The sequence below is a fragment of the Micromonospora sp. NPDC047134 genome, from assembly GCF_040643455.1.
Classification (GTDB): Bacteria; Actinomycetota; Actinomycetes; order Mycobacteriales; family Micromonosporaceae; genus Micromonospora.
Map to the genome: position 1 here is coordinate 133,194 of NZ_JBEYUI010000010.1, position 22,806 is coordinate 155,999.

The window sequence follows — 22,806 nt, forward strand, 5'->3', positions numbered from 1 at the left end:
TGCCCACAGGGCTCTTGACAATCTCGGTGAGCGGACCAGACTCCCGTGAATGGCCGCCGAGGATCCCGTGCCGGCACCCCGCCGAACCGAGCCGGACCGGCGGGCACCTGAGCAGCGCCCGGCCGGCGGGGAGCAAGGGTCGGCTGAACAGCCGGCATCCTCGCCGCCGAGGCGTACGCGGGTGGTGTTGGCCGAGGTGTCCCGGCGGCGGCAGCGCAGCGGGGGTGCCCGTACCGAGTTGACCCAGCAGACCCGGGTCGGCGAGGCGCTGATCCACGGTCTGGTCCGCGCCCAGTTGGCCCTGGCGCTGCAACTGTCGGCGGTGGTCATGGTGGGGCTGGGCGGGTTGCCGCTGCTCTTCGCCGTCGCCCCCTCGGTCGGCGGGACGACCGTGCTGGGGATCAACCTGCCGTGGCTGCTGCTCGGGGTGCTCTCCTTCCCCTTCCTGGTGGCGGTCGGCTGGACCTATGTGCGGTTGGCCGAACGCAACGAGCAGGACTTCGCCGACCTGGTCCAGCGGCCGGAGCGCTGAGGTGGGCAACGGACTCGTCGTACCGGCGATCGTGGCGGTCACCCTGGTCACCGTCGGGATCGGCTTCTACGGGTTGCGGTTGGCCCGCACCACCTCCGACTTCCTGGTCGCCTCCCGGGTGGTCAGCCCTACCTGGAACGCGGCGGCCATCGGCGGGGAGTACCTGTCGGCGGCCAGCTTCCTCGGGGTGGCCGGGCTGATCCTCAAGTACGGCGTGGACGTGCTCTGGTACCCGGTCGGCTTCGCGGCCGGCTATCTGGCCCTGCTGCTGTTCGTCGCCGCCCCCCTGCGCCGCTCCGGCGCCTTCACCCTGCCCGACTTCTGCGAACTGCGGCTGGGCTCCCGCCGGCTGCGCACCCTGGCCACCGTATTCGTGATCTTCATCGGCTGGCTCTATCTGGTGCCCCAGTTGCAGGGGGCCGGGCTGACGTTGGCCACCCTGGCCGGTTCCCCGTACCCGGTGGGGGCTCTGGTGGTCGCCCTGGTGGTGACCGCCAATGTCGCGCTCGGCGGGATGCGGGCGATCACCTTCGTGCAGGCGTTCCAGTACTGGCTGAAGCTGACCGCGCTGGCCGTACCCGCGATCTTCCTGGCGTTGCAGTGGCAGGCCGACGGGCGGCCGGCGGTGACCCCACCCGACGGGCCGACCTTCCGGACCGCGACCACCGTCGTGGTCGAGCACCGCGCGGTGCTCACCCTGCCGGACGGGCAGACCCGGGAGGTACGCCCCGGCGACGAGTTGACCTTCGCGGCGGGCGAGCCGGTGCCGGAGGTCTCCGGGGTGGCCACCAGCGCGACCGACTGGTTGCTGCCCAGCACGGCCGGTTCGGACGACCGGGGACTGTTCGCCACGTACTCCCTGATCCTGGCCACCTTCCTGGGCACCATGGGGCTGCCGCACGTACTGGTCCGCTTCTACACCAACCCGGACGGCGCCGCGGCCCGCCGGACGACCCTCGTGGTGCTGGCCCTGGTCGGGGTCTTCTATCTGCTGCCCACCATCTACGGGGTGCTGGGTCGGATCTACACCCCACAACTGCTGGTCAGCGGTCAGACCGACGCGGTGGTGGTGCTGCTGCCCGAGGCGGCCCTCGGCGCCGGGACCACCGGTCGGCTGCTGGCCGCCCTGGTCGCCGCCGGGGCCTTCGCGGCCTTCCTGTCCACCTCTTCCGGGCTGCTGACCAGCGTCGCCGGAGTGATCTCCACGGATGTGCTCGGTCGGGGTTCGGTGCGTGGCTTCCGGCTGGCCACCCTGATCGCCGGCGGGGTGCCCCTGATCCTCGCCCTGAACGTCTCCGGGCTGGACGTCTCCCAGGTGGTCGGGCTGGCCTTCGCCGTCGCCGCCTCCAGTTTCTGCCCGCTGCTGGTGCTCGGCATCTGGTGGCGCGGGCTCACCGACGCGGGGGCCGCCGCCGGGATCCTGGTCGGTGGCGGTGCTGCGGTGTCGGCGGTGCTGATCACCGTGCTCGGGCCGCCGTTGAGCGGCTGGCCGGCCACCCTGACCGGGCAGCCGGCCGCCTGGACGGTGCCGCTGGCCTTCACGGTGATGGTCGCGGTCTCCCTGGCCACCCGTGGCCGTACCCCCACCGACGTCGGCCGCACCATGCTCCGCCTACACGCCCCGGACAGCCTCCGGCTGTAAGGAGGGGCACCTTGTTAACGCCTCGTGTAGAGCAAGGTGCCCTTATTAACGCTCGCAGCGGATGACGCCTACGACTGTGGGATGAGTCAAGCTCAGCCTGGTGGCTCAGGGAGCGCTGGCCGCCACCGGATACGGTCTGTCACATGACTGGCGAGTACCCTGCGTTGGCGCTCCGTGGCCTGGCCAAACAGTTCGACGGCAAGGTCGCCGTGGCCGGGGTGAATCTGGACGTACCGGCCGGTTCGTTCTACGGGCTGCTCGGCCCCAACGGCGCGGGAAAGACCACCACTCTGTCGATGGCCGTCGGGCTGCTGCGGCCGGACCACGGCAGCGCCTGGGTGCTCGGGCGCGACGTGTGGGCCGATCCGGTCGAGGCGAAACGGCTGTTCGGTGTGATGCCCGACGGCGTACGGCTGTTCGACCGGCTCAGCGGCGCCGAACTGCTGGCGTACCACGGGTTGCTGCGGGGGATGGACCCGGCGGTGGTCGACCAGCGCGCCGCAGAGCTGCTCGACGTGCTCGCCCTGGCCGACGCCGGCCGCACCCTGGTGGTGGACTACTCGGCCGGCATGAAGAAGAAGATCGGCCTGGCCTGCGCCCTGTTGCACGGGCCCCGGCTGCTGGTGCTGGACGAGCCCTTCGAGGCGGTCGATCCGGTCTCCGCGGCGCTGATCCGCGACATCCTCCAGCGGTACGTCACCGGGGGCGGGACGGTGATCTTCTCCAGTCATGTCATGGAGGTCGTGGAGCGCCTCTGTTCGCACGTGGCGATCCTCGCCGAGGGCACCATCAAGCGGGTAGGGACCCTGGAGGAGGTACGCGGACAGCGCTCGCTGGAGGAGGTCTTCGTCGAGGTGGTCGGCGGGCGTACGGCGACCGGTGAGGAGCTGTCGTGGCTGTCCCGGTGACCGAACCGGCCAGCCGGGCACGCCCGATCAAGGCGCGGCACTTCGTCCGGCTCAAGCTGCGGGTGATGGCCAACAACTTCCGGGGCCAAGCCTGGCGGGCCGTGCTGTTCGTGATCGGTGCCCTGGTCGGGTTCTGGATCGCGGTCGGCGCCTTCTTCGGTCTGGCGACACCCGCGTTCGCCGGTGACGACCGGTACGCCCTGCTGGTCGCCGCCTTCGCCGGTGGCCTGACGGTGCTCGGCTGGCTGCTGCTGCCCTTGGTCTTCTTCGGTGTCGACGAGACCCTGGACCCGGCCCGGTTCGCGTTGTTGCCGCTGCCCAGACGGACCCTGGTCACCGGCTTGTTCACGGCGGCCCTGGTGAGCGTGCCCACCATCGCCGTACTGCTGGCCCTCAGTGCTCTGGTGGTCAACGCCGGGGTGTTCGGTGGCTGGTCCGCCGCCGTGGTGGCCGCCCTGGGAGTGATCCTGGGGATGCTGCTCTGTGTGGCCGCCGCCCGGGCGGTGACGAGTGCCTTCGCCACCATGCTGCGCTCCCGCCGGGTACGCGACCTGGCCGCGGTCCTGCTCGCGGTGGCCGCCGCCCTGCTCGGTCCGTTGCAGCTCGCCGGGCTGGCCGCGCTCCGGGACGCCGACTGGGATCGACTCGCCGGTGTGGCGACCGTGGTCGGCTGGACCCCCTTCGGCGCACCCTGGACGGTCGGCATCGATGTCGCCCAGGGCCGGGTCTGGGCGGCCCCGGTGAAGCTCCTGATCACCGCCGTGACCATCGCCGCGCTGCTGGTCTGGTGGTCGCGGTCGTTGGAGTCGGCGATGGTGGGGGCGGCGAGCAGCGGCCCGGCCCGAAGCAAGCCGGAGGTCAGCGGCGGCGCGGTGGCAGCACTGTTCCCCCGGATCGCCGACTGGCTGCCCCGGGACCGCTTCGGCGCACTGGTCGCCCGGGAGGCCCGCTACTGGTGGCGCGATGCCCGGCGACGGGCCAACCTGATCACCATCGCGGTGGTCGGCCTCTTCGTGCCGTTGATGGTCAACGTGGGTGGGCAGGGCTTCACCATCGACAGTGAGCAGGGCTTCGACTTCACCACCGACACCTCACCGGTGCTGGTCAGCCTCTCCATGCTCTTCGTCGGGCTGCTGGCCGCGATGACCCTGGCCAACCAGTTCGGCTTCGACGGCAGCGCGTACGCGGCCAATGTGATCGCCGGCATCCCCGGCCGCCTGGAGTTGCGGGCCCGGATGGCCGCCTTCTCGCTCTACGTGCTGCCCATGCTGGCGTTCGTGGCCGTGGTGATGGCGTTGGTCCTGGGCGAGCCGACCTGGATGGGGTTCATGGCCGGCACCCTGTTCGCCACCTTCGGCGCCGGGTTGGCGGTCAACTCGTTCGTCTCCGTGCTCGCCGCCTACTCGCTGCCGGAGACGAGCAACCCCTTCGCGATGAACAGCGGCGCCGGGGTGACCAAGAGTCTGCTGGCTCTGCTGGCCATGGTCGCCACCGCCGCGACCGGCGTACCCACGGTGATCGCCGCCGCCCTGCTCGGCGACGCCTGGCTCTGGCTGGGCCTGCCGCTGGGCATCCTCTACGGCGTCGGCGCGGCCCTGCTCGGCTCCTACCTGGCCGGCGACGCTCTCGACCGCCGCCTGCCCGAACTGCTGTCGGCAGTCACCCCACGCCGCTGACGATCCGCAGCCGGTCGCGGGCGCGGGGCTCGGGCGCAGGGCGCAGGGCTCGGGCGCGGGGCGGGGGGCGCGGTCGCGGGTCAGGGGGCGGGTTGCTCGGGGAGGCGGGACGTACCCGGGCGGTGGCCCCGGGAGCGCAGGGCGGCCCGTACCTCGGCGAGGAAGCCGTAGAAGTCCTCACGGAGGCGCTTCGCCGTCAGGTGCACGACGATCCAGTCGCTGCCGACCAGCCGGTTTAGCCTGCGGCGATCCGCGTCGAACTGCCCTGGGTCGTCATGCCAGCGGCCGTCGTACTCGACCGCCACCCGATACTCCGGCCAGGCGAGATCTAGACGGGCGAGGAACCGCCCGTGGACCGACACCACCCATTGGGTACGCGGTCGCGGCAACCCGGCCAGCACGAGCCGTACCCGGGTGCGGGACTCCTGCGGCGATTCGGCACCGGCATCCGCCAGGTCGACCGCCCGCAGCATCGCCCGCCAGCCCCGGCGGCCCACCCGAGCGAGCGCGTACCCCCGCAGGGTCGACACCTCGGTGAGCCCGCTGGCCAGCAGAGCGTCGATGACCACCACCGCCTCCACCAGGTCCAGCCAGCTGGCCACATCCCAGCAGGTGCGCTCGGGGGAGGTGACCGGGGTGCCCGCCCGATCGACTATGTCCCCGTCGTCGACCGGCCCGCGATGCACCCGCAGCCCAGCGGCGGGACCAGCGGACCTGCCCCGTGGGACGAGGACCTCGACGGTGTCGTCGAAGGTGGTGTGGGCGCACCCGTGGAGCACCGCGGCGGATCGACCGGCGATCGCGGCACCCGCCGGGATGAGCCACCTGCCTGCGGCGGTGCACCGGATGCGGTGGGTGACCGCCAACTGGGCATCGGCGTAGACGTCGCGGAAGAGGGGCCGCCAGGCGGAACTACGAAGATCGTTGCGAGTGAGCAGGCCACGCGAGATCGCGTGTGAACCACGGAAGACACGCCCCCGCAACTGCGGCGGCCGACGAGGCGATCGGGACATGACCAGACGGTGACAGCTCAACCACCCCCCGCGCTGCCCCTGTGGATAACCCCCAATGTTGCGCTCACGCCCCTGCGAGGTCGCCCCCACTCGAAGGCCCGCACCTGCTCGAACCTGCTCGTTCGTGCGCATTCATGCCCATCGTGCCCGCTTGTGCTCGCACAGGACCGTAACCCCGCCGCAAGATCACGCTCGATGTGGGATCGAGTGGCTTTCGGCTAAGACGAGACCACTCGATCCCACATCGAGCGTGATCTTGCGAGTGACAGACGCCGCACTGGAGCAGCAGACCGCGCTGAGCGGCAGACGCCGCGCTGAGCGGGAGGCGCTGCCTGACTCGGCGGGGCGGGAGCAATGTCCTCGCGAGTCAGGAGCTGGGGGTCAGCGGTGTTTCGCGGGCCAGGGTGAGGAATGAGCGCCAGGCGGTCGGGGTGAAGGTCAACGCCGGCCCGGGTCGGTCCTTGCTGTCCCGCACCAGCACCATCCCCGGAAGGTTGTCCGCCACTTCCACGCAGTTGCCACCGGTGTCGCCCGAACGGGTTGCCGTGCGCCAGCGGGGTTCGGCAGCAGTCATGACGTCACCTTCAGCTTTCGGAGCAGGTCAAGCGAGGCGTTTGTGGACAGTGCTTCGCCGAGCAGGCTATCCCACTTCCGGCCGATCAGACGGATCACCTCCGGGTCGTTCATGACGTGTCCCCGGGCGGCATTCTCCAGGTAGATCGCCTCCTCACCGTCGGAGAGTTCGACCAGCACGAACCCACCGGTGAGTCCGACGTGCGAGCCGACGCTGAGGGGGACGACATGCAGCCGGACGTACGGCAGTTCGGTGACCTCCAGCAGGCGGCCGAGTTGGGCGTCGAGCACCTCGGGCCCACCGACCGGTCGGCGTACCGCGGTCTCGTCGACCAGGAACACACACTGGGGTGGATCAGCCCGGTGCAGCAGATGTTGGCGTTCCATTCGGACGGCCACCAACTCCTCGACCATGGCGGGCTGGTGCAGCCCACCGGCCGAGATCACGGCTCGGGCGTACTCCTCGGTTTGCAGCAGTCCGGGCACCAGGCAGGGTTCGAAGGCGCGCAACCGGGTCGCCTCCTGCTCGTAGCCGCGCCAGGCGGCGAACCAGGAAGGTCCGCGTTCCCGGTCGGCCTCCTTGAGGAGTTCGGCGAGGAGACCGTCGGTGTGCAGGGCCTGGTCGGAGGCGACCGCGAACTCCATGGTCGGTCGACGGCGACCGGTCTCGATGGCGGCGATCAGCGATGGGCTCCACTTGATCAGGGCCGCCAGCCCTTCCTGGGAGACGCCGGCAGCGGCCCGCGCCGCCTTCAACGCTTTGATCCACATCTCGAAGTTCATGCTCACCCATTCGGTAAGTACGCGAATGCGCTGGGTAGTAACCGCTGGCATCCTCCCCTGAACCGGACGGGGAGTCCAGGGTGGAAACACGCGGCCCGGCTGGTGGAGGCGACGATCCCGGCGGCCGGTCCTGCGTCGGGCCGCCTCGGTCACTCCCCCCGACCGGGGCGGCCCTCGAAGCTAAGGAGGCACCAGTGCGATCCAACCCACTCAGCGGCCACGCCACCTCGCGGACGGGTCGGCCCGCCGTCTCCCGCCCGGGTGGGCCCGGCGGCCACACCGTCTCCCGCGCGGGTCGGCGCGGGGTGCCGCAACGTCCTCGCGGCACCGTCGGGCGGTACGGCTGCTGCTCGGCGGCCACCAGGTGACCCGGCGGGTGTCGCATCTGCCGATGCGTCCGCTCTGGCGCTGTCAGGGGTGTGGGGCCCTCTGGCCCTGCCAGCCGGCCCGGCTGCGGCTGCTGATCGAGTATCGCGAGGACCGCACCTCGCTGCTGGTGTACCTCGGCTCCCTCATGGTGGAGGCCGCTGACCAGCTGGCCCAGCTTGGCGGTCAGGGCCGCCGACCCGAGCTGTACGAGCGGTTCGTGGGCTGGGCACGGGCTCGCGGAGCAGCCGAGCGGGTCACAATGTTTCACGTGAATCCAGAGCCGGGTGCCCAGATCCACCACACCGACCCCTTCGCCGTGCCGGCCGGCCAGCGTTCTCCCGTACGCCAGTTGCGGGGTCGGCTGCCCGCGCCGGTGACGCTGTGGACGGCGCCCGGACCGGCCGGTCTGACGGTCTCCTCGACGCTGGTGGCCGACGGTGAGCCGGGCCGGTTACTCGGCCTGATCGACGCGGAGTCGGACCTCTGGGCGGCGGTCGAGGAGGCCGGGCGGTTCGCGGTGGCGCCGCTTCGGCCGACCCACCGGCAGTTGGCCGACCGGTTCGCGGGCCTGTTCCCGTCCCCCGGCGGCCTGTTCGCCCTCGACTCCTGGACGGATACGCCGTACGGGCCGGTGCCCGTCGGCGGCGGCTGGGCCGGGTGCCGGCTGGACGACGCCCGGGAGTACGGCTGGAGCCTGCTGGTCGAGGCGACCATCGAACGGGTGGAGCTGACCGAGGATGGCGGCGAGCCGCTGCTGCACCACCGAGGCCGCTATCGCGAGCTGAGCTAAGCTGCCCGCCGGGCCGATCGGCAGCGCCGAGCCGCTACCGGTCAGCGGAGTGACCCCGGTCACTGGGCGCAGCAGTGGAGCCGTTCGGCGCAGTCGTCGACCGGTACGCATATCGCCCCTTTTCGAGCGGGGAGTGCGCTTTCTAGCGTGCGCGAAACTCCTGACGCCTGTGAAGGTGGTGATCAAATGTCCACGGACACACCCGCTACCGCGCCGACCGAGTCGGATCCGCAGCGATACCTCGCGGTCCAACGGTCGGACGAATTCGCCGGGTTACGCCGTGCCCTGCGGGGCTTCGTCTTCCCGATGACGATCGCGTTCTTCCTGTGGTACGCGCTCTACGTGATCCTCTCCGCGTACGCGCGAGACTTCATGGGCACGCGACTGTTCGGCAGCAACATCAACGTGGCGCTGGTCTTCGGCCTGCTCCAGTTCGTCTCCACCTTCCTCATCGCCTGGCTCTACTCCCGGTACGCCGACCGGAAGATCGACCCGGTGGCCGACAAGATCCGCGACGAAATCACCGGGGGTGACTCGTGACGACGACGATCCTCGCGGCCGAGGCGGGCAGCACGACCGCCCGCAACCTGACCATCGTGCTGTTCCTGGCCTTCGTGGCCGCCACCCTGGCCATCACGATCTGGGCCAGCCGGCAGACCAAGACCGCCACCGACTTCTACGCCGGCGGCCGGTCCTTCTCCGGTTTCCAGAACGGCATGGCGATCGGCGGCGACTACATGTCCGCCGCGTCCTTCCTGGGCATCGCCGGCATCATCGCCCTGTACGGGTACGACGGTTTCCTCTACTCCATCGGCTTCCTGGTGGCCTGGCTGGTGGCCCTGCTGCTGGTAGCGGAGCTGCTGCGCAACTCCGGCCGGTACACGATGGCCGATGTGCTGGCCTTCCGGATGCGGCAGCGTCCGGTGCGTACGGCCGCGGCGGTCTCCACCATCACCGTGTCGATCTTCTACCTGCTGGCCCAGATGGTCGGCGCGGGGGCCCTGGTGGCGCTGCTGCTCGGCATCCGGCCGGGCACCACCTTCCTGGGCATGGACGCGGACACCGCCAAGGTGGCGACCATCATCATGGTCGGCGCCCTCATGATCATTTATGTCACGGTGGGTGGCATGAAGGGCACCACCTACGTGCAGATCGTCAAGGCGTTCCTGCTCATGGGTGGCGCCCTGTTGATGACCCTGCTGGTGCTGGCGAAGTACAAGTTCAACCTCTCCTCGCTGCTCGGTGACGCGGCGGCGAGTTCCGGGCAGGGCACCGCCTTCCTGGAACCCGGTCTGCGGTACGGGGTCGAGGTCGCCGGCAACGCCACCCAGACCTTCTACAACAAGGTCGACCTGCTCTCCCTAGGTATCGCCCTGGTGCTCGGCACCGCCGGCCTGCCGCACATCCTGATCCGCTTCTACACCGTCCCGACGGCCAAGGCGGCCCGCAAGAGCGTGCTCTGGGCGATCGGCATCATCGGCTCGTTCTACCTGCTCACCCTGGCCCTGGGCTTCGGGGCGGCGGCGCTGGTCGGTGGGGAGGCCATCCGGGAACAGGACCGGGCCGGCAACACCGCCGCACCACAGTTGGCCGAGGCCCTGGGGATCGACTTCTTCGGCGGCGACCTGGGCGGTGCGGCACTGCTGGCGATCATCGCGGCGGTCGCCTTCGCCACCATCCTGGCCGTGGTAGCGGGTCTGACCCTGGCCTCCTCCTCCAGCCTGGCGCACGACTTCTACGCCAATGTCGTCAAGCGGGGGACCGCCTCGGAGCGGCAGGAGGTACGGGTCGCCCGGATCTCCGCCCTGGTGATCGGCGCGGTCTCCATCGCCCTGTCGATCTACGCGCAGAACCTGAACGTGGCCTTCCTGGTGGCGCTGGCCTTCGCGGTGGCCGCCTCCGGCAACCTGCCGGCGATCCTTTACAGCCTGTTCTGGAAGCGGTTCAACACCTCCGGAGCGGTCTGGGCGATCTACGGTGGTCTGCTGGCGGCCGTGGTGCTGGTGTTCTTCTCGCCGGTGGTCTCCGGTGCCCCCACGGCGATGTTCCCGGACCACGACTGGCAGTGGTTCCCGCTGTCCAACCCGGGCATCCTGTCGATCCCGTTCGGCTTTCTCTGCGGCTGGATCGGCACGGTGATCTCGAAGGAGAGCGACGAGGAGAAGTACGCCGAACTGGAGGTGCGCTCCCTGACCGGAGCCGGTGCACACTGACCTGCACCTGTTAAAAGGGGCCCCCTGTACCACGCGAGGCGTTAACAGGGGGCCCCTCCTTTAGGCTCTTGGTATGAAGGTTGAGCAGCGTTTCGGTCCCGGTCACCGGGTTTTGGTCACCGGCGGTGCCGGCTTCGTGCCCTCGCATCTGGTGGACGCGTTGGTCGCTCGGGGCTGCACGGTGGTCGCGGTGGACAACTTCGTCACCGGCTCCAAGGACAACGTGGCCCATCTGCTCGACACGCCGACCTTCACCCTGGTCGAGGCGGACGTCTCCGACGGGTTGCCGGATCATCCCGCGCTGGCGGAGCGGTTCGACGCGATCCTGCACATGGCCTCACCGGCCAGCCCTACCGACTTCGAGAAGCTGCCGGTGGAGATCCTGCGGGTGGGCTCGGTGGCCACCCTGCACCTGCTGGACCGGGCGGTGGCCGACGGCGCCCGGTTCCTGCTGGCCTCCACCTCCGAGGCGTACGGCGACCCCAAGGAGCACCCGCAGCGGGAGACCTACTGGGGCAACGTCAACCCGATCGGCATCCGCAGCGTGTACGACGAGGCCAAACGCTTCTCCGAGGCCGCCACCTCGGCGTACCGGCGCAGCCGTGGGCTGGACACCGCGATCGTACGGATCTTCAACACCTACGGTCCGCGGATGCGGCCGGACGACGGGCGGGCCATCCCGACCTTCATCTCGCAGGCGCTGCGGAATGAGCCGATCACGGTGCACGGCACCGGCAACCAGACCCGCTCCATCTGCTACGTGGCGGATCTGGTCCGGGGCATCCTGCTGTTGCTCGACTCGACCGAGAGCGGGCCGGTGAACTGCGGCACCGAGCACGAGATGAGCATGCGGGAGCTGGCCGAGACGATCGTGTCGCTCTGTGACAGCAGGTCCGAGGTGACCTACGTCACCCGCAGCTCGGACGATCCGGAGATGCGCAGACCCGATCTCACCCTCGCCCGGGAGCTGCTCGGCTACGAGCCGACCATCACCCCGGAGGTGGGTCTGCGCCGCACGATTGACCACTTCCGGCAGCAGTTGGGCTGATCGCGCCGACCCGACGCGAGGTTCGACGCAGGGCGACAGTGGCTAGGGCTGCGTACCCTGAGTTACATGTCAGCGACCAGCCTCGCCGTTCTCCGGCTCCCGTACCTGCACCGCAGCGCCGGGCGCGCGGCGGTGCCCGGCCCTGGTCGAGGTGGGCGTACCGCCCGGGTGGCCGACACCACCAGGTGGCGCCCCGGCTACGACGAGGAGCCGGTGTTGTCGGGCGGTCCGGGAGGCCCAGGTGGGCCCGGTGGGCCCGGTGGGCCGAACGGACCGGGCGGACCGGGCGGACCGGGGGGTGGTCGGCCCCGCAGGCGCCGGCCGCACTGGCGGCGCATCGCCCTGGTGGCCGGCATCGCCGTGCTGGTGCTGGCCCTGATCGGTGGCACCGGGGCCTGGTTCTACGCCCGCAGCCTGGACAACAACATGGCCCGGACCGACCCCTTCTCGGAGCTCACCGCCGGTCGGCCGGCGAAGGCCGTGGACGGTGCGCTGAACATCCTGATGGTGGGCACGGACTCGCGGGATCCGGACGCCCCGATGGATCAGGCCGGTGAGTGGCGGGCCGACACCGTCATTGTCATGCACATCCCCTCCGACCATCAGAAGGCGTACCTGGTCTCCATCCCCCGGGACCTGTACGTGCCGATTCCGGAGAGCGCCGGGGCGGACTGCGGCACCGGCCAGCGCCGCAAGATCAATGCCGCCTTCGCCTTCGGCGGGTTGCCGTTGGCGGTACGCACGGTCGAGTGCTTCACCGACGTGCACATCGATCACGTCATGGCGATCGACTTCGGTGGCTTCAAGCAGGTCACCGACGCCCTGGGCGGAGTGGAGCTGGAGGTGGAGCAGACCATCACCTCGATCCACAAGCCGTACCGGAAGTTCACCAAGGGCACCAACCACATGAACGGCTCCGAGGCCCTGGACTGGATCCGTCAGCGCAAGCAGTTCCCGGACGGCGACTTCGCCCGGATGCGCCACCAGCAGGAGTTCCTGCGCGCCCTGATGGACAAGGCCGCTAGCACGGGCACCTTGACCAACCCGAAGAAGCTCAACGCCTTCCTCCGGTCGGTGACCGACGCGGTGACGGTCGACAACGGCTTCTCCCTGACCGACATGGCCCTTCAGTTCCGTAACCTGCGGGGAGAGAACCTCACCTTCGTCACCAGCCCGCACCTGGGCAGCCAGAACATCAACGGTGAGTCCGTGGTGGTCTCCGACCGGGAGAAGGCCCTGACCATGTACCGTGCGATGTCCGCCGACACGATGGCCGACTGGATGCGGGCCAACAAGCCGTCGACCAGCGGCAACGGCTGACGTGATCACTGAGCACTTCCTGAGAGCCAACCGCTGATCGTCCATTTGAATCTGGCCGTTCGGCCATTTCGCGAGGATGACGCGGCGGAGAACGGTAACTGGCCGTCACAAGGACTCGCATCGGCGGGTATGCGTACGTAAAGTGTCTCCGCCCCCTTTGCTACACAAAAGCTGGAGCGTGCATGTCGGTTCACGGTTCCGCCTTGCTCGAACCACCTCATGCGGCTGCCACCCCACGGCCGCCGTCCGGGGGTAAGAAGAGCCGGTCAGGTAAGGCCGGGAAGAAGGGGCGTCCACGGCGCAAGGATCCCCTCTGGGCCCGACTGACCGTGGTGGCCGGAGCCGCGTTGATGATGACCAGCGGTGTCGCCATCGTCGGCAGCAAGGCGATGATCAGCCAGGCCACCGGCAACATCACCCAGCGCAACCTGGTCGGCGGCGCGGGGAAGACCCTGGCGGAGGGCGGGTCCGACCTCAAGGGCCCGATCGACATGCTCCTGCTCGGCGTGGACGCCCGGGAGCGCTGGGCCGCCGACGACGTGCGGGCGGACAGCATCATCGTGCTGCACATCCCGGCCACCCATGACCAGGCGTACCTGATCTCCATTCCCCGGGACACCGAGGCGCGGATCCCCGCCTTTGCCAAGACCGGCTACCCGGGTGGGGTCGGCAAGATCAACGGGGCGTTCCAGGCCGGTGCCAGCAACGGTGGCGGCTGGGAGGGCGGCGCCCAGTTGATGGCCCAGACGATCAAGAACATGACCGGCGTCAGTTTCGACGGGGCGGCGATCATCAACTTCGGCGGCTTCAAGAACATCATCGATGCCCTGGGCTCGGTGCGGATCTGCCCCAAGCAGGACATCGAGTCCATCCACATGTCGTACGTCGACGGCAAGCCGATGTGGAACGCGGACGCCAAGAAGACCGGTAAGCCGCGTACTCCGGTGGTGCACAAGAAGGGCTGCCAGGAGATGGAGGGCTGGGCCGCGCTGGACTTCTCCCGGCAGCGCTACGGCCTGGCCAACAGCGACTACGACCGCCAGCAGAACCAGCAGCAGCTGATCAAGGCGATGGCCAAGAAGGCCAGCCAGAACGGCACCCTGACGAACCCGATCAAGCTGAACGAGCTGATCAAGGCGGCGGGCAAGGCCTTCATCCTCGACACCGGCGGTGTCTCCGTGGAGGACTTCGTCTTCACCATGCGGGGGGTCACCGGCAACGAGCTGATCATGCTGAAGACCAACGGCGGCACCTACAACGCCACGGGCAGCGGCAACGAGACCCTGGACGAGCAGACCCTGGACATGTTCCGGGCGATCCGGCAGGACAAGCTGGCCGAGTTCGTGTTCTACAACCCCGAGGTGATCTCCAACCGGAAGTGACCGGTCGGCGGCGGATGAGCGAAAACCCCGGTCACCCTGCGTGATTCTCTCCTAGCCTGACATGAGAAGGGTTCATGTTGAGCTGAGGGGAGGGGCGTCACGGCCAGTCGGACGGGTGGCGGCGGGAGGCGGTCGCCGGGGCAGGGTTCCCGGCACCCGCGGTGGGCCCGCGTACTGCTCGGTATCGGGCTGGTGGCGGTGCTGGTGGCGGCGGTCGCCGTGGTCGGCCTGCGGGTGCTCACCGACCGGTACACCCGCACCATCGCCCACGAGCAGTTGCTGGACCCCTCCGCCCGCACCGACCGCACCGACCTGGACGGGCCCCTGAACTACCTGCTGGTCGGATCGGACCGGCGGCCCGGGGACACCGGCCCGGAGCAACGCACGGACACCATCCTGATCGTGCACATCCCCGCCGGGCTGCGGGAGGGCTACCTCGTCTCCGTGCCGCGCGATCTGCTGGTCACCATCCCGCCCGGCACCGGCTGGCCGGGGGGCGAAGACAAGATCAACAGCGCTTACGAGTACGGCGGAGGCGGGACCTCCGGGGCCCGACTGCTCTCCACCACCCTGAACCGGCTCACCGGCATCCGCTTCGACGGTGCCGCCGTGGTCGACTTCGCCGGGCTGCGCCGCGTCATCGACCTGCTGGACGGGGTGGAGATGTGCGTACGCACCGAGGTGCGCTCGATCCACACCGACCGGGTCTTCTCGCCCGGCTGCCAGCGGATGGACGGCGCCCAGGCCCTCGACTACGTACGCCAGCGCTACGACCTTCCCGGTGGCGACTACGACCGGCAGACCCACCAGCAGCAACTCCTGGGGGCGATGCTGGAACGGGCCGGGCAGACCCGGATCCGCAGCAACCCCCTCCAGGTGCACCAGCTCATCCAGGCGGTCGGGGAGTCGTTGACGGTGGACACCAACGGGGTTCCGGTGGAGGATCTGCTGCTCGCGCTGCGCGGGCTGTCCACCGACGGGCTGCGCGGGGTGCAGGTGCCCTCGTACCCGCAGACCATCGACCAGGTCTCCTACGTCACGCTCGACAACGGGGGCGAAGGGCTGTTCGAGGCGGTACGCGGCACCCGGATGCCACAGTGGGCCGGCGACCATCCGCGCTGGGTGACCACCCTCTGAGGACCGTTCGGCGGCGTCCGGTCCGCCGGGGATCTACCCTTGGTACCCGTGTTCGGATCCCAGATACCCACAGTGACCGTTTCCGAGATCACCGACGACACCTACCTGCTCGACGTACGCGAGGACGACGAGTGGGCCGCCGGCCACGCGCCGCAGGCGCATCACCTGCCGATGATGGAGTTGCCGGCCCGCATCGCCGAGGTGCCGACCGACCGCGAGGTGGCGGTCATCTGCCGCTCCGGCGGACGTTCCGCCCAGGTAGTGACCTACCTGATGCGCAACGGGTGGGACCAGGTGCGCAACGTGGCCGGTGGAATGGGCGACTGGGCCGGCGCCGGGCGGCCGGTGGTGGCCAGCGATGGACAGCCGGGCCGGGTCCTGTAGGCGGAACCCCGATGGGCGCACCCCTCGTATTCGCGCACCGCGGCGCCTCCTACGACCTGCCGGAGCACACCCTCGCCGCCTACCTGCGGGCGCTCGAGGAGGGCGCCGACGGGCTGGAGTGCGATGTCCGGCTGACCCGCGACGGGCACCTGGTCTGCGTACACGACCGCCGGTTGGACCGGACCAGCAACGGCCGGGGACCGGTCAGCACCCGTACCCTCGCCGAGTTGGAGGCGTTGGACTTCGGCTCCTGGCACCCGGGCTGCGTACCGCCGGACGGCGCCGAGATGCTCGACGCCTCGCACACCCGGCTGCTCACCCTGGAACGGCTGCTGGAGGCGGTCCTCGCCGCCGGTCGACCGGTACGGCTGCTGGTGGAGACCAAGCACCCCTCCCGCCACGGCGGGGAGGTCGAACGTCGACTGGTCGACCTACTGCGCCGGTACGGCCTGGCCGAACCGCGCCCGCACACCCCGGTACAGGTGACGGTGATGTCCTTCTCCCCGCTGGCCGTACGCCGGATCCGGGCGCTGGCCCCCGCCCTGCCGACCGTGCTGCTGCTGGACGTGCTGCCGCGCTGGCTGCGGCTGGGTCGCCTGCCCTTCGGCGCCGGCATCGCCGGTCCGGGCATCGGGCTGGTGCGGGCCCGCCCGATGCTGGTGCCGGCCCTGCGGGCGGCCGGCAACCAGGTCTACGTCTGGACGGTCAACGAGCCGGACGATCTCGACCTGGTGCTGGCGGCCGGGGTGGACGGGGTGATCACCGATCGTCCGGCCCACACCCTGGCCCGACTGACCCGGTGAGCCACTCGGGGGTGCCCAGGAGGGCTGGGGGCGGTGCACACTCGGGGTCATGCCGGACTCCACCGACTACTCCGCCCTCATCGCCGGACACACCGCCATCATCGAAATGATCAACTCCGGTGACGCCGGCCTGCCGGTTCTGACCCGCCTGCTGCGGATGGCCGAGCCGACACTCGGGGCCGCAGGCATGGCGTTCGTGGAGTTCGCGCCGAACGGCGGGCGGGTGATCGCCGCCACCGGCGCCGCCGAGTGGACCCTGGGCTGGCCCCTGCCGGCCAACGACCCGGCCACCGCCTGCCTGCTGGCCGGGCCCCGGGTGCGGTGCGTACGCACCGACCATCTGACCAACGATCTGGCCCGGCAACTGGCCGACCGGGGCCTGCGGCGGATGGTGGTGTCCCGGGCGGAGCTCGGCGGGCACACCGTCGGCAGCCTGCACGCCCTCTACCAGGCCGGTCGCGAGGAGCCCAGCACGGAACAACGGGGGGTCATCGCCTATCTCGGCAGCTGCATCGCCCACCTGTACGGCGACCAGAACGGCCTGCCGGTGCACGGTGACGCCCCGGCGGTCACGGACGGCCCCGCCGTCGATGATCCCGACGACCAGGAGGACCCCGAGAAGGAACGTGACCTCTTCGTCGCGGTCACCAGTCACGAGCTGCGTACCCCGGTCACCGTCATCAAGGGGTACGCCGACACCCTCAGCGACCACTGGGACTCGCTGAGCGAGGCCGACCGGCGCCAGGCCGCCCGGGTCATCCGGCAGCGGGCCAACGAGCTGGCCCGACTGCTGGACCGGCTGCTCTCCTCCGCCGCGGAGGTGTGGCCGGGGGACGGCCCGCCGACGCCCTTCGACTTCGGCGAGACCCTCCGGGCGGCGATCGCCGACCTGCCCACCGACCTGCGCCGCCGCGCCAGCGTGGAGGTGCCGACCGAGCTGCCCCGGGCGGTCGGGCACCGGCAGAGCCTGGCCACCGTGCTCACCGAACTGGTCACCAACGCCGGAAAGTACTCACCCCCCGGCTCGCCGATCGAAATCAGCGCCTCGGCCGACGCCCGTACGGTCAATCTCCGGGTCAGCGACCGGGGCATCGGCGTACGCCCTGAGCACGTCGAACGCGCCTTCGACCGGTTCTGGCAGGGCGACTCCGGGGACCGGCGCCGCTATCCCGGCACCGGTCTGGGGCTCTATCTCGTCCGCCGGATCGTTGAACAACAGAATGGCTGGGTATTCCTTCAACCGAGAACAGGTGGGGGTACGGTCGCGGAAGTGCGACTGCCCCGCAGGTGAACGGCGGGATTCAGGGCTCGGAAGAGGGGCAGAGGTGTCGACGGCAGCGGTCGAACGAGCATGGTGTGTGGTGGTGCCCCACCACGCCACCGGGGCACGGATCGCCCGGCAACGACTCGCCACCGAGTTGGCCGAGGTGGTGACTCCGGCGGTCCTGGCCGACCTGGTGGCGGTCCTGGCCGAGTTGGTGGGCAACGCCGTCCGACATGCCGACCCCCTGCCCGGCGGGGTGGTCCGGGTGTCCTGGCGGCTGCGCGGCACGACCGAGGGGAACCAGGTCCGGCTTCAGGTCACCGACGGCGGGGCCGCCTGCGGTCCGCAGCTCCGCCCCGCCGACCTGGGCGCGGCCGACGGTCGTGGGCTGCACATCGTCTCCGGACTGTCCAGCCGGTGGGGGGTGGAACGGGACGGCCTGGGGCAGAGCGTCTGGGCCGACTTCGATCCCGCGCCGGCGCGTACCCCTCTGGTCGCCGCCGGCTGAGGGGCCCGCCGGGGTGGCGGGGTGGGTCCGGCCCACGCCGGGCCGCTCGGGCCTCTAGGCTGTCTCGCCGTGAGCAAGCGTCGAAAGAACCAGCGGGCAGCCACTCCGAGCGTCAAGCGGGAGCGGGTACGCGACGTCTTCGTCCCCCGTCCCTTCGAGGGGCTGACCGACGAGCCGGAGTGGATCGCCCTGCGCGAGCTGGTGCCCGCGGCCTCCGCGCCGCTGCGCCTCACTCCGGAGGTGGCCGAGGAGTACGGCGATCGTCCGGTCACCCTGGCCACCGTGCTGCCGATGGCCGCACCGGCGATGAGCCGGCAGGACGGGCGGGTCTTCATCGGGCTCCAGCGGCACCAGCAGTCCGGTGACGTGTCCCGGGATCTCGCCGAGTCGCTGCTCTGCGCGCTGCGGACGGAACCGGGTGCCCCGGTCACCGTGCCGCCCCTGCCCGGTCCCGGGCCCCGCCTGCAGGACATCCTGGTCGACGGCCCGCTGGAGATCACCCTGCACGAGGGTTTCGAGTTCTGGCTGGTTCCGGAGGCCGTCGACGACCCGACCGTGCAGGCCTCGCTGGAGCGGGCCAACGCGGCGATCTACCCGACCGTACGCCTGGCCGCCGCGCCGGCCGCGTACTGGTGCCGGGTGCCGGAGAAGGCGCATGTGCGCTGGGTGCTGCCGGAGGACGAGGAGGCCGCCCTGGACGCTCTGGCGCGGCTGAGTGCGGCCGGCTCGCTGACCCTGGGTGAGTCGACCAAGTTCGCGGGCATGTTCCGGGCGCACGGGCGACTCGTACCGGTCTGGGACCTGCCCGACACTGCCCCGGCCGAGGAGTGGGAGGAGCCGGTCGCCGAGTTCGCCAAGCGGTACGCTGCGGCGCTCGCCGAGGCCGGGCCCCTGGACGCGGCGGCCCGCCGGTCCCGGCAGGGACTGCTCGGGCGTCAGCTCACCCTGCGCTGAGGTGTTGCGCGGGGCCCCTGCGGCCCCGCTCACCCCCGCAGCAGGGGGCAGGACATGCAGCGGGGGCCACCCCGGCCGGAGCCCAGTTCGGAGCCGGCGATCGGAATCAACTCGATGCCGGCCCGTTCCAACTGCGCGTTCGTCTCGATGTTGCGTTCGTAGCCGACGCAGAGCCGGGGGGCCAGGGCCAGGGTGTTGTTGCCGTCGTCCCACTGTTCCCGCTCGGCGGTGACCGGGTCCAGACCGGTGTCGATCACCCGAAGTTGGTCCAGGTCCATCGCGTCGGCCGCCGCCCGCAGGAAGGGCGCCGGGCCGTCGACCCGCGGGGGGTCGCCGTCGGCGCCGGCGATCACGGTGTACGCCGACAGCGAGGCGGCGACGTTCGGGTACATCAGCACCGCGTCCACGTCGACCATCGTGCAGATGGTGTCCAGATGCATGGTCGCCCGTTCCTGAGTGATCGGGACGACGAGGATGGTGTGGGCCAGGTCGGCGGCGAAGACCTGTCGGGCCAGCCGTTCGGCACCCGCCGGGGTGGTCCGCTCGCCGACCCCGACGGCCAGCACCCCGGGGGCCAGCAGCAGGACGTCGCCGCCCTCCAGATGCTCCAGATCGGGCCGGTAGACGAACTCCGTGTTGGCGAACCGGGGATGGTGTCGGTAGATCGCGTCCGTCAGGGTGGTCTCCCGCCGCCGGGCCGGCATGGCCAGGCTGGTCACCCCTACCCGGTCGCGGATCCACAGCGAGGAGTCCCGGGTGAACAGCAGGTTGGGCAGCGGATCGATGACGAAGTCGTGCCGGTCCATCAGGGTGTAGACCAGCCCGCCCGGACGGTCCCGGCCGATCTTCAACTCCTCGTGGGCCAGCCCGGCCACGAGGACCCCGGCCAGGGCGGCCGGATCGAGGTAGGACAGGTGGGCGGCGACGCGGGCCCGCAGGGTGTCACCGAGCCGGGGCGAGGCGAGCACCTGTTCGGTGAGTTCGTCCCGGGCGTCCGCCACCGCCAAGGTCTCGGTTAGCAGATCGGTGAGATAGAGCACCTCCACGCCGCGCAGGCGCAGGGCGTCGGCGAAGGCGTCGTGCTCCTCCTGGGCCCGCCCCACCCACGGAATCGCGTCGAACAACAGGGAGTCGTTGTTGCGCGGGGTCAGCCGGGCGAGTTCCGGCCCCGGACGGTGCAACAGCACCGTGCTCAGTCGACCGACCTCACTGTCCACGTAGTGGGTCACAATCGCAGCGTAGGACAGGGTTTGGCGGCATCCGGGAAAAAGGCTGTGAGTGAATACGGCATTCATCCGCAGTCATTCCGGCGCTCCGGCTTGCCGACCACCCGGACCGGCAACGTAGGGTAGTGAGAACGTAACTTCGAGGGACCTTTTGCCGGAGGTCGCGATGACTGTGTTTCCCGCTCGTCGAGCCGTACCCTCCCCCCGGGCACTGCCGCCCGTGGCGGTACCGCATCCCCGGACGGAACCGTCAGGGGTGACCGCGGCCCCCCGTCCGTCCCCCTTGGAGTGGGCCCGGCGTCGCCGGGCCGAGCGGGGAGCCCGACGGCTGGAAGCCGCCGGTGCCCGCGCGTTGGGCCAACTGGGCCACCTCGGGCCGGCCTGGCACGTCGTCGACTGGCCAAGGGTGGATCCCACCGATGTCCTGCTGGACGGCAGTGACGACAACCGGGCCGGGTTCCTCGCCATCGGGCCCAGCGGCCTCTTCGCGGTCACCATCGCCGACCACGGCCGGGCCCGGGTACTGGTCGCCGGTGACGTGGTGCAGATCAACGGCAAGCGTCCGCCGTACGTGACCGAGGCCCGCCGGGACGCCCGCCGGGCCAGCAAGGCCCTAACCTCGGCGGTCGGGCATCCGATCCCGGTCACCCCGGTACTCACCTTCGTGGGTTCCGGGGTGATCAGTGTCTACGGCCTGCCGAAGGACTGCCTGATGGCCACCCACCGGGAACTCGACCGGCTGCTCGTCGCCGGCGGCAACCGGATCAGCCCGGCCACTGCGGAGAAGCTGTCCCGGGTAGCCCAGCATCCCAGCACCTGGACCACCGGTGGTCATCAACCGGTGGCGGACTACCGGTGGTATGAGGACGGCCGAACGGCCGCTGACAAGGCGGCCACCCACCGGTAACGTCTGCGGCGACGCCACGCGGCCGGGTCGTCCCGGTTCGGTACTCCACCAGGCCCGCGCCGTTGCCGCCCGGGGCACCGATCCCATCGACGATCCGATGCGCGACGCAACGGTCAGCGGCCACTGCGGCGACCGGCTAGCGTGGACGTACCGTCGGTGTACATAGGAGGCGCGGTGGCCCACGTCGAACTCTCGCTCTCGGAAGTGTTCGCGCCCACGACGGGGACACCGACAGAGCTGGAGTACGACAACATCGGTCGCTGGTCAGCCACGGTGTCCAGTGCAGATGAGCCGTGTCTGCTGATCGACGCCCAGACCCGGGTGGTGGCCGTTTCCGCCGCCGGCTGCGACCTGCTCTGCCTGGGCGCCCCGGAGGACCTGATCGGCCTGCCCCTGCTCGACGGTGGGTTGCGGCTGCTGGACTTCACCGCCAACCGGGGTGAGCTGACCGAGCCGGAGATCGACAAGATCCCACCGCTGCTGGCGCTCACCTCGGGTCGCCTGGCCCGAGGGTTGCTGCGCATCGAGTACGCCGCCGGTGGGTCCGACGCCACGGTCGACGCGGTCTCCACACCGGTACTGGCCGCCGGGGCCGTGGCCGGCTCGCTGACCTTCTTCTCCGAGGTCTGAGCCAACCCGCACCGACCGGCGGGCCGGCCGCTGCCCTTCCGCCCCGGCAGCGGCTGCTCCTACGATGGGCTCGGCCCCCGGCCACCCCAGCACACCCCGCCTGCCGCAAGGACCCCTCCTGTGCCGCCCAGCCCTCTCCGTCGCGCCGCCGTAGGCCGGCGCCCGTATCGGCTCACCGGGCGGTTCTGCGGTGCCCTGGCGCTGGCCGGTCTCCTGCTGGCCGGCTGCGGCGAGCCTCCGGAGTTGCGCGACGGCGGCACCTCCCGGCTGCCGACCGGCGCGCCGAGTCCGACCATGGGTGGGCCCAGCACCCCGCCACCCTCGGTCGCCGTACCACCGGTCGTGGGCACGGTCACGCCCTCGACGGACACCGGTCGGGTGGCGGTGGCCTGTCGGGGCGAACCCTCCGCGCAGCAGGTCATCAACCTGGTCCGTGGCCGCCAGGGCCTGCTGCCCCGCAACGCGAAGGTCAAGGTCAGCAGTGGCCCGTCCTGTGCCGCGGACTGGCACTTCACCGCCCTGGAGGTGACCGGGTACGAGCCGTTGCACGTGGTCACCCGCCGGCAGGCGGGCAATCTGCGCCTGGTCACCGCCGGCACGGACGTGTGCGCGGTCGAGGTACGGGTCACCGCACCCCCCGGCATCCGTACCCTGGCCTGCGGTGACGACTCCGGGGTCACGGCCCCCCTGCCGACGACACCCGCTGCGACGCCTTCGGTCTCTGCGTCCACCCCGGGTGCGTAG

23 protein-coding genes are annotated in these 22,806 nt (G+C 70.6%); 19 read left to right on the forward strand and 4 right to left on the reverse strand.

The features are described from left to right. Positions 1–49 precede the first annotated feature (49 nt). From ABZ795_RS14890 to ABZ795_RS14905, 4 genes are all read left to right on the forward strand, one after another. Entirely contained in the window at positions 50–532 is a 483-nt protein-coding gene (locus ABZ795_RS14890) for a DUF485 domain-containing protein (RefSeq protein WP_357530717.1), read from the forward strand. A gap of 1 nt (position 533) precedes the next feature. Further along, a complete protein-coding gene (locus ABZ795_RS14895; RefSeq protein WP_357530718.1) occupies positions 534–2,174 on the forward strand; it encodes a cation acetate symporter in 1,641 nt (546 codons plus the stop codon). Positions 2,175–2,317: 143 nt separating this feature from the next. After that, positions 2,318–3,082, forward strand: a complete 765-nt coding sequence (locus tag ABZ795_RS14900) for an ABC transporter ATP-binding protein (RefSeq protein ID WP_357530719.1) — start codon at positions 2,318–2,320, stop codon at positions 3,080–3,082. Then, positions 3,067–4,758, forward strand: a complete 1,692-nt coding sequence (locus ABZ795_RS14905) for an ABC transporter permease (protein ID WP_357530720.1) — start codon at positions 3,067–3,069, stop codon at positions 4,756–4,758. Before ABZ795_RS14900 ends, ABZ795_RS14905 begins: the two co-directional genes overlap by 16 nt. Before the next feature lie 80 nt (positions 4,759–4,838). Here ABZ795_RS14905 and ABZ795_RS14910 read toward each other — a convergent pair whose 3' ends face one another. The 3 genes from ABZ795_RS14910 to ABZ795_RS14920 form a co-directional block, all read right to left on the reverse strand. Beyond that, entirely contained in the window at positions 4,839–5,771 is a 933-nt protein-coding gene (locus ABZ795_RS14910) for a hypothetical protein (RefSeq protein ID WP_357530721.1), read from the reverse strand. A 367-nt stretch (positions 5,772–6,138) separates the two neighbouring features. Beyond that, positions 6,139–6,345 (reverse strand): DUF397 domain-containing protein, encoded by a 207-nt coding sequence (locus ABZ795_RS14915; protein WP_357530722.1) that lies wholly within the window; start codon positions 6,343–6,345, stop codon positions 6,139–6,141. After that, positions 6,342–7,127, reverse strand: a complete 786-nt coding sequence (locus tag ABZ795_RS14920; RefSeq protein WP_327027357.1) for a helix-turn-helix transcriptional regulator — start codon at positions 7,125–7,127, stop codon at positions 6,342–6,344. The genes ABZ795_RS14915 and ABZ795_RS14920 overlap by 4 nt, the downstream gene beginning before the upstream one ends. A gap of 463 nt (positions 7,128–7,590) precedes the next feature. Here ABZ795_RS14920 and ABZ795_RS14925 point away from each other — a divergent pair, with 463 nt between their 5' ends. From ABZ795_RS14925 to ABZ795_RS14980, 12 genes are all read left to right on the forward strand, one after another. Then, positions 7,591–8,286, forward strand: a complete 696-nt coding sequence (locus tag ABZ795_RS14925; RefSeq protein ID WP_357530760.1) for a flavin reductase family protein — start codon at positions 7,591–7,593, stop codon at positions 8,284–8,286. Positions 8,287–8,472: 186 nt separating this feature from the next. Beyond that, positions 8,473–8,826: a DUF485 domain-containing protein gene (locus tag ABZ795_RS14930; RefSeq protein ID WP_357530723.1), complete on the forward strand. Its 354-nt coding sequence runs from the start codon at positions 8,473–8,475 to the stop codon at positions 8,824–8,826. Further along, on the forward strand, positions 8,823–10,499 hold the full coding sequence (locus tag ABZ795_RS14935) for a cation acetate symporter (protein ID WP_357530724.1): 1,677 nt from the start codon (positions 8,823–8,825) through the stop codon (positions 10,497–10,499). The genes ABZ795_RS14930 and ABZ795_RS14935 overlap by 4 nt, the downstream gene beginning before the upstream one ends. Before the next feature lie 73 nt (positions 10,500–10,572). Continuing rightward, positions 10,573–11,547 (forward strand): NAD-dependent epimerase/dehydratase family protein, encoded by a 975-nt coding sequence (locus ABZ795_RS14940; protein WP_357530725.1) that lies wholly within the window; start codon positions 10,573–10,575, stop codon positions 11,545–11,547. A gap of 66 nt (positions 11,548–11,613) precedes the next feature. Further along, a complete protein-coding gene (locus tag ABZ795_RS14945; protein WP_357530726.1) occupies positions 11,614–12,867 on the forward strand; it encodes an LCP family protein in 1,254 nt (417 codons plus the stop codon). A gap of 203 nt (positions 12,868–13,070) precedes the next feature. Further along, positions 13,071–14,249 (forward strand): LCP family protein, encoded by a 1,179-nt coding sequence (locus ABZ795_RS14950; RefSeq protein ID WP_357530727.1) that lies wholly within the window; start codon positions 13,071–13,073, stop codon positions 14,247–14,249. Between the two features lie 198 nt (positions 14,250–14,447). Further along, positions 14,448–15,386 (forward strand): LCP family protein, encoded by a 939-nt coding sequence (locus ABZ795_RS14955; protein ID WP_357530761.1) that lies wholly within the window; start codon positions 14,448–14,450, stop codon positions 15,384–15,386. Positions 15,387–15,434: 48 nt separating this feature from the next. Beyond that, positions 15,435–15,770: a rhodanese-like domain-containing protein gene (locus ABZ795_RS14960; RefSeq protein WP_357530728.1), complete on the forward strand. Its 336-nt coding sequence runs from the start codon at positions 15,435–15,437 to the stop codon at positions 15,768–15,770. 11 nt (positions 15,771–15,781) lie between these two features. Beyond that, positions 15,782–16,573, forward strand: coding sequence for a glycerophosphodiester phosphodiesterase family protein (locus tag ABZ795_RS14965; protein WP_357530729.1), 792 nt, complete (start codon positions 15,782–15,784; stop codon positions 16,571–16,573). A gap of 49 nt (positions 16,574–16,622) precedes the next feature. Continuing rightward, positions 16,623–17,864, forward strand: a complete 1,242-nt coding sequence (locus ABZ795_RS14970) for a HAMP domain-containing sensor histidine kinase (RefSeq protein WP_357530730.1) — start codon at positions 16,623–16,625, stop codon at positions 17,862–17,864. A gap of 67 nt (positions 17,865–17,931) precedes the next feature. Then, a complete protein-coding gene (locus ABZ795_RS14975; protein WP_357530762.1) occupies positions 17,932–18,345 on the forward strand; it encodes an ATP-binding protein in 414 nt (137 codons plus the stop codon). A gap of 69 nt (positions 18,346–18,414) precedes the next feature. Continuing rightward, entirely contained in the window at positions 18,415–19,299 is an 885-nt protein-coding gene (locus ABZ795_RS14980; protein WP_327023578.1) for a DUF5926 family protein, read from the forward strand. A 29-nt stretch (positions 19,300–19,328) separates the two neighbouring features. Here the strand turns inward: ABZ795_RS14980 and ABZ795_RS14985 are convergent, their stop codons facing one another. Then, positions 19,329–20,531 carry an arginine deiminase gene (locus ABZ795_RS14985; protein WP_357530763.1) on the reverse strand — a complete coding sequence of 401 codons (1,203 nt, stop codon included), beginning with the start codon at positions 20,529–20,531 and terminating at the stop codon, positions 19,329–19,331. Between the two features lie 160 nt (positions 20,532–20,691). On the opposite strand from ABZ795_RS14985, the gene ABZ795_RS14990 reads away from it, so the two are divergent. From ABZ795_RS14990 to ABZ795_RS15000, 3 genes are all read left to right on the forward strand, one after another. Beyond that, the gene (locus tag ABZ795_RS14990; RefSeq protein ID WP_327023577.1) at positions 20,692–21,432 is read left to right on the forward strand and encodes a hypothetical protein; all 741 of its coding nucleotides are present in this window, start codon (positions 20,692–20,694) and stop codon (positions 21,430–21,432) included. A 174-nt stretch (positions 21,433–21,606) separates the two neighbouring features. After that, on the forward strand, positions 21,607–22,062 hold the full coding sequence (locus ABZ795_RS14995; RefSeq protein WP_327023576.1) for a hypothetical protein: 456 nt from the start codon (positions 21,607–21,609) through the stop codon (positions 22,060–22,062). Positions 22,063–22,257: 195 nt separating this feature from the next. Then, positions 22,258–22,806 (forward strand): hypothetical protein, encoded by a 549-nt coding sequence (locus tag ABZ795_RS15000; protein WP_357530764.1) that lies wholly within the window; start codon positions 22,258–22,260, stop codon positions 22,804–22,806.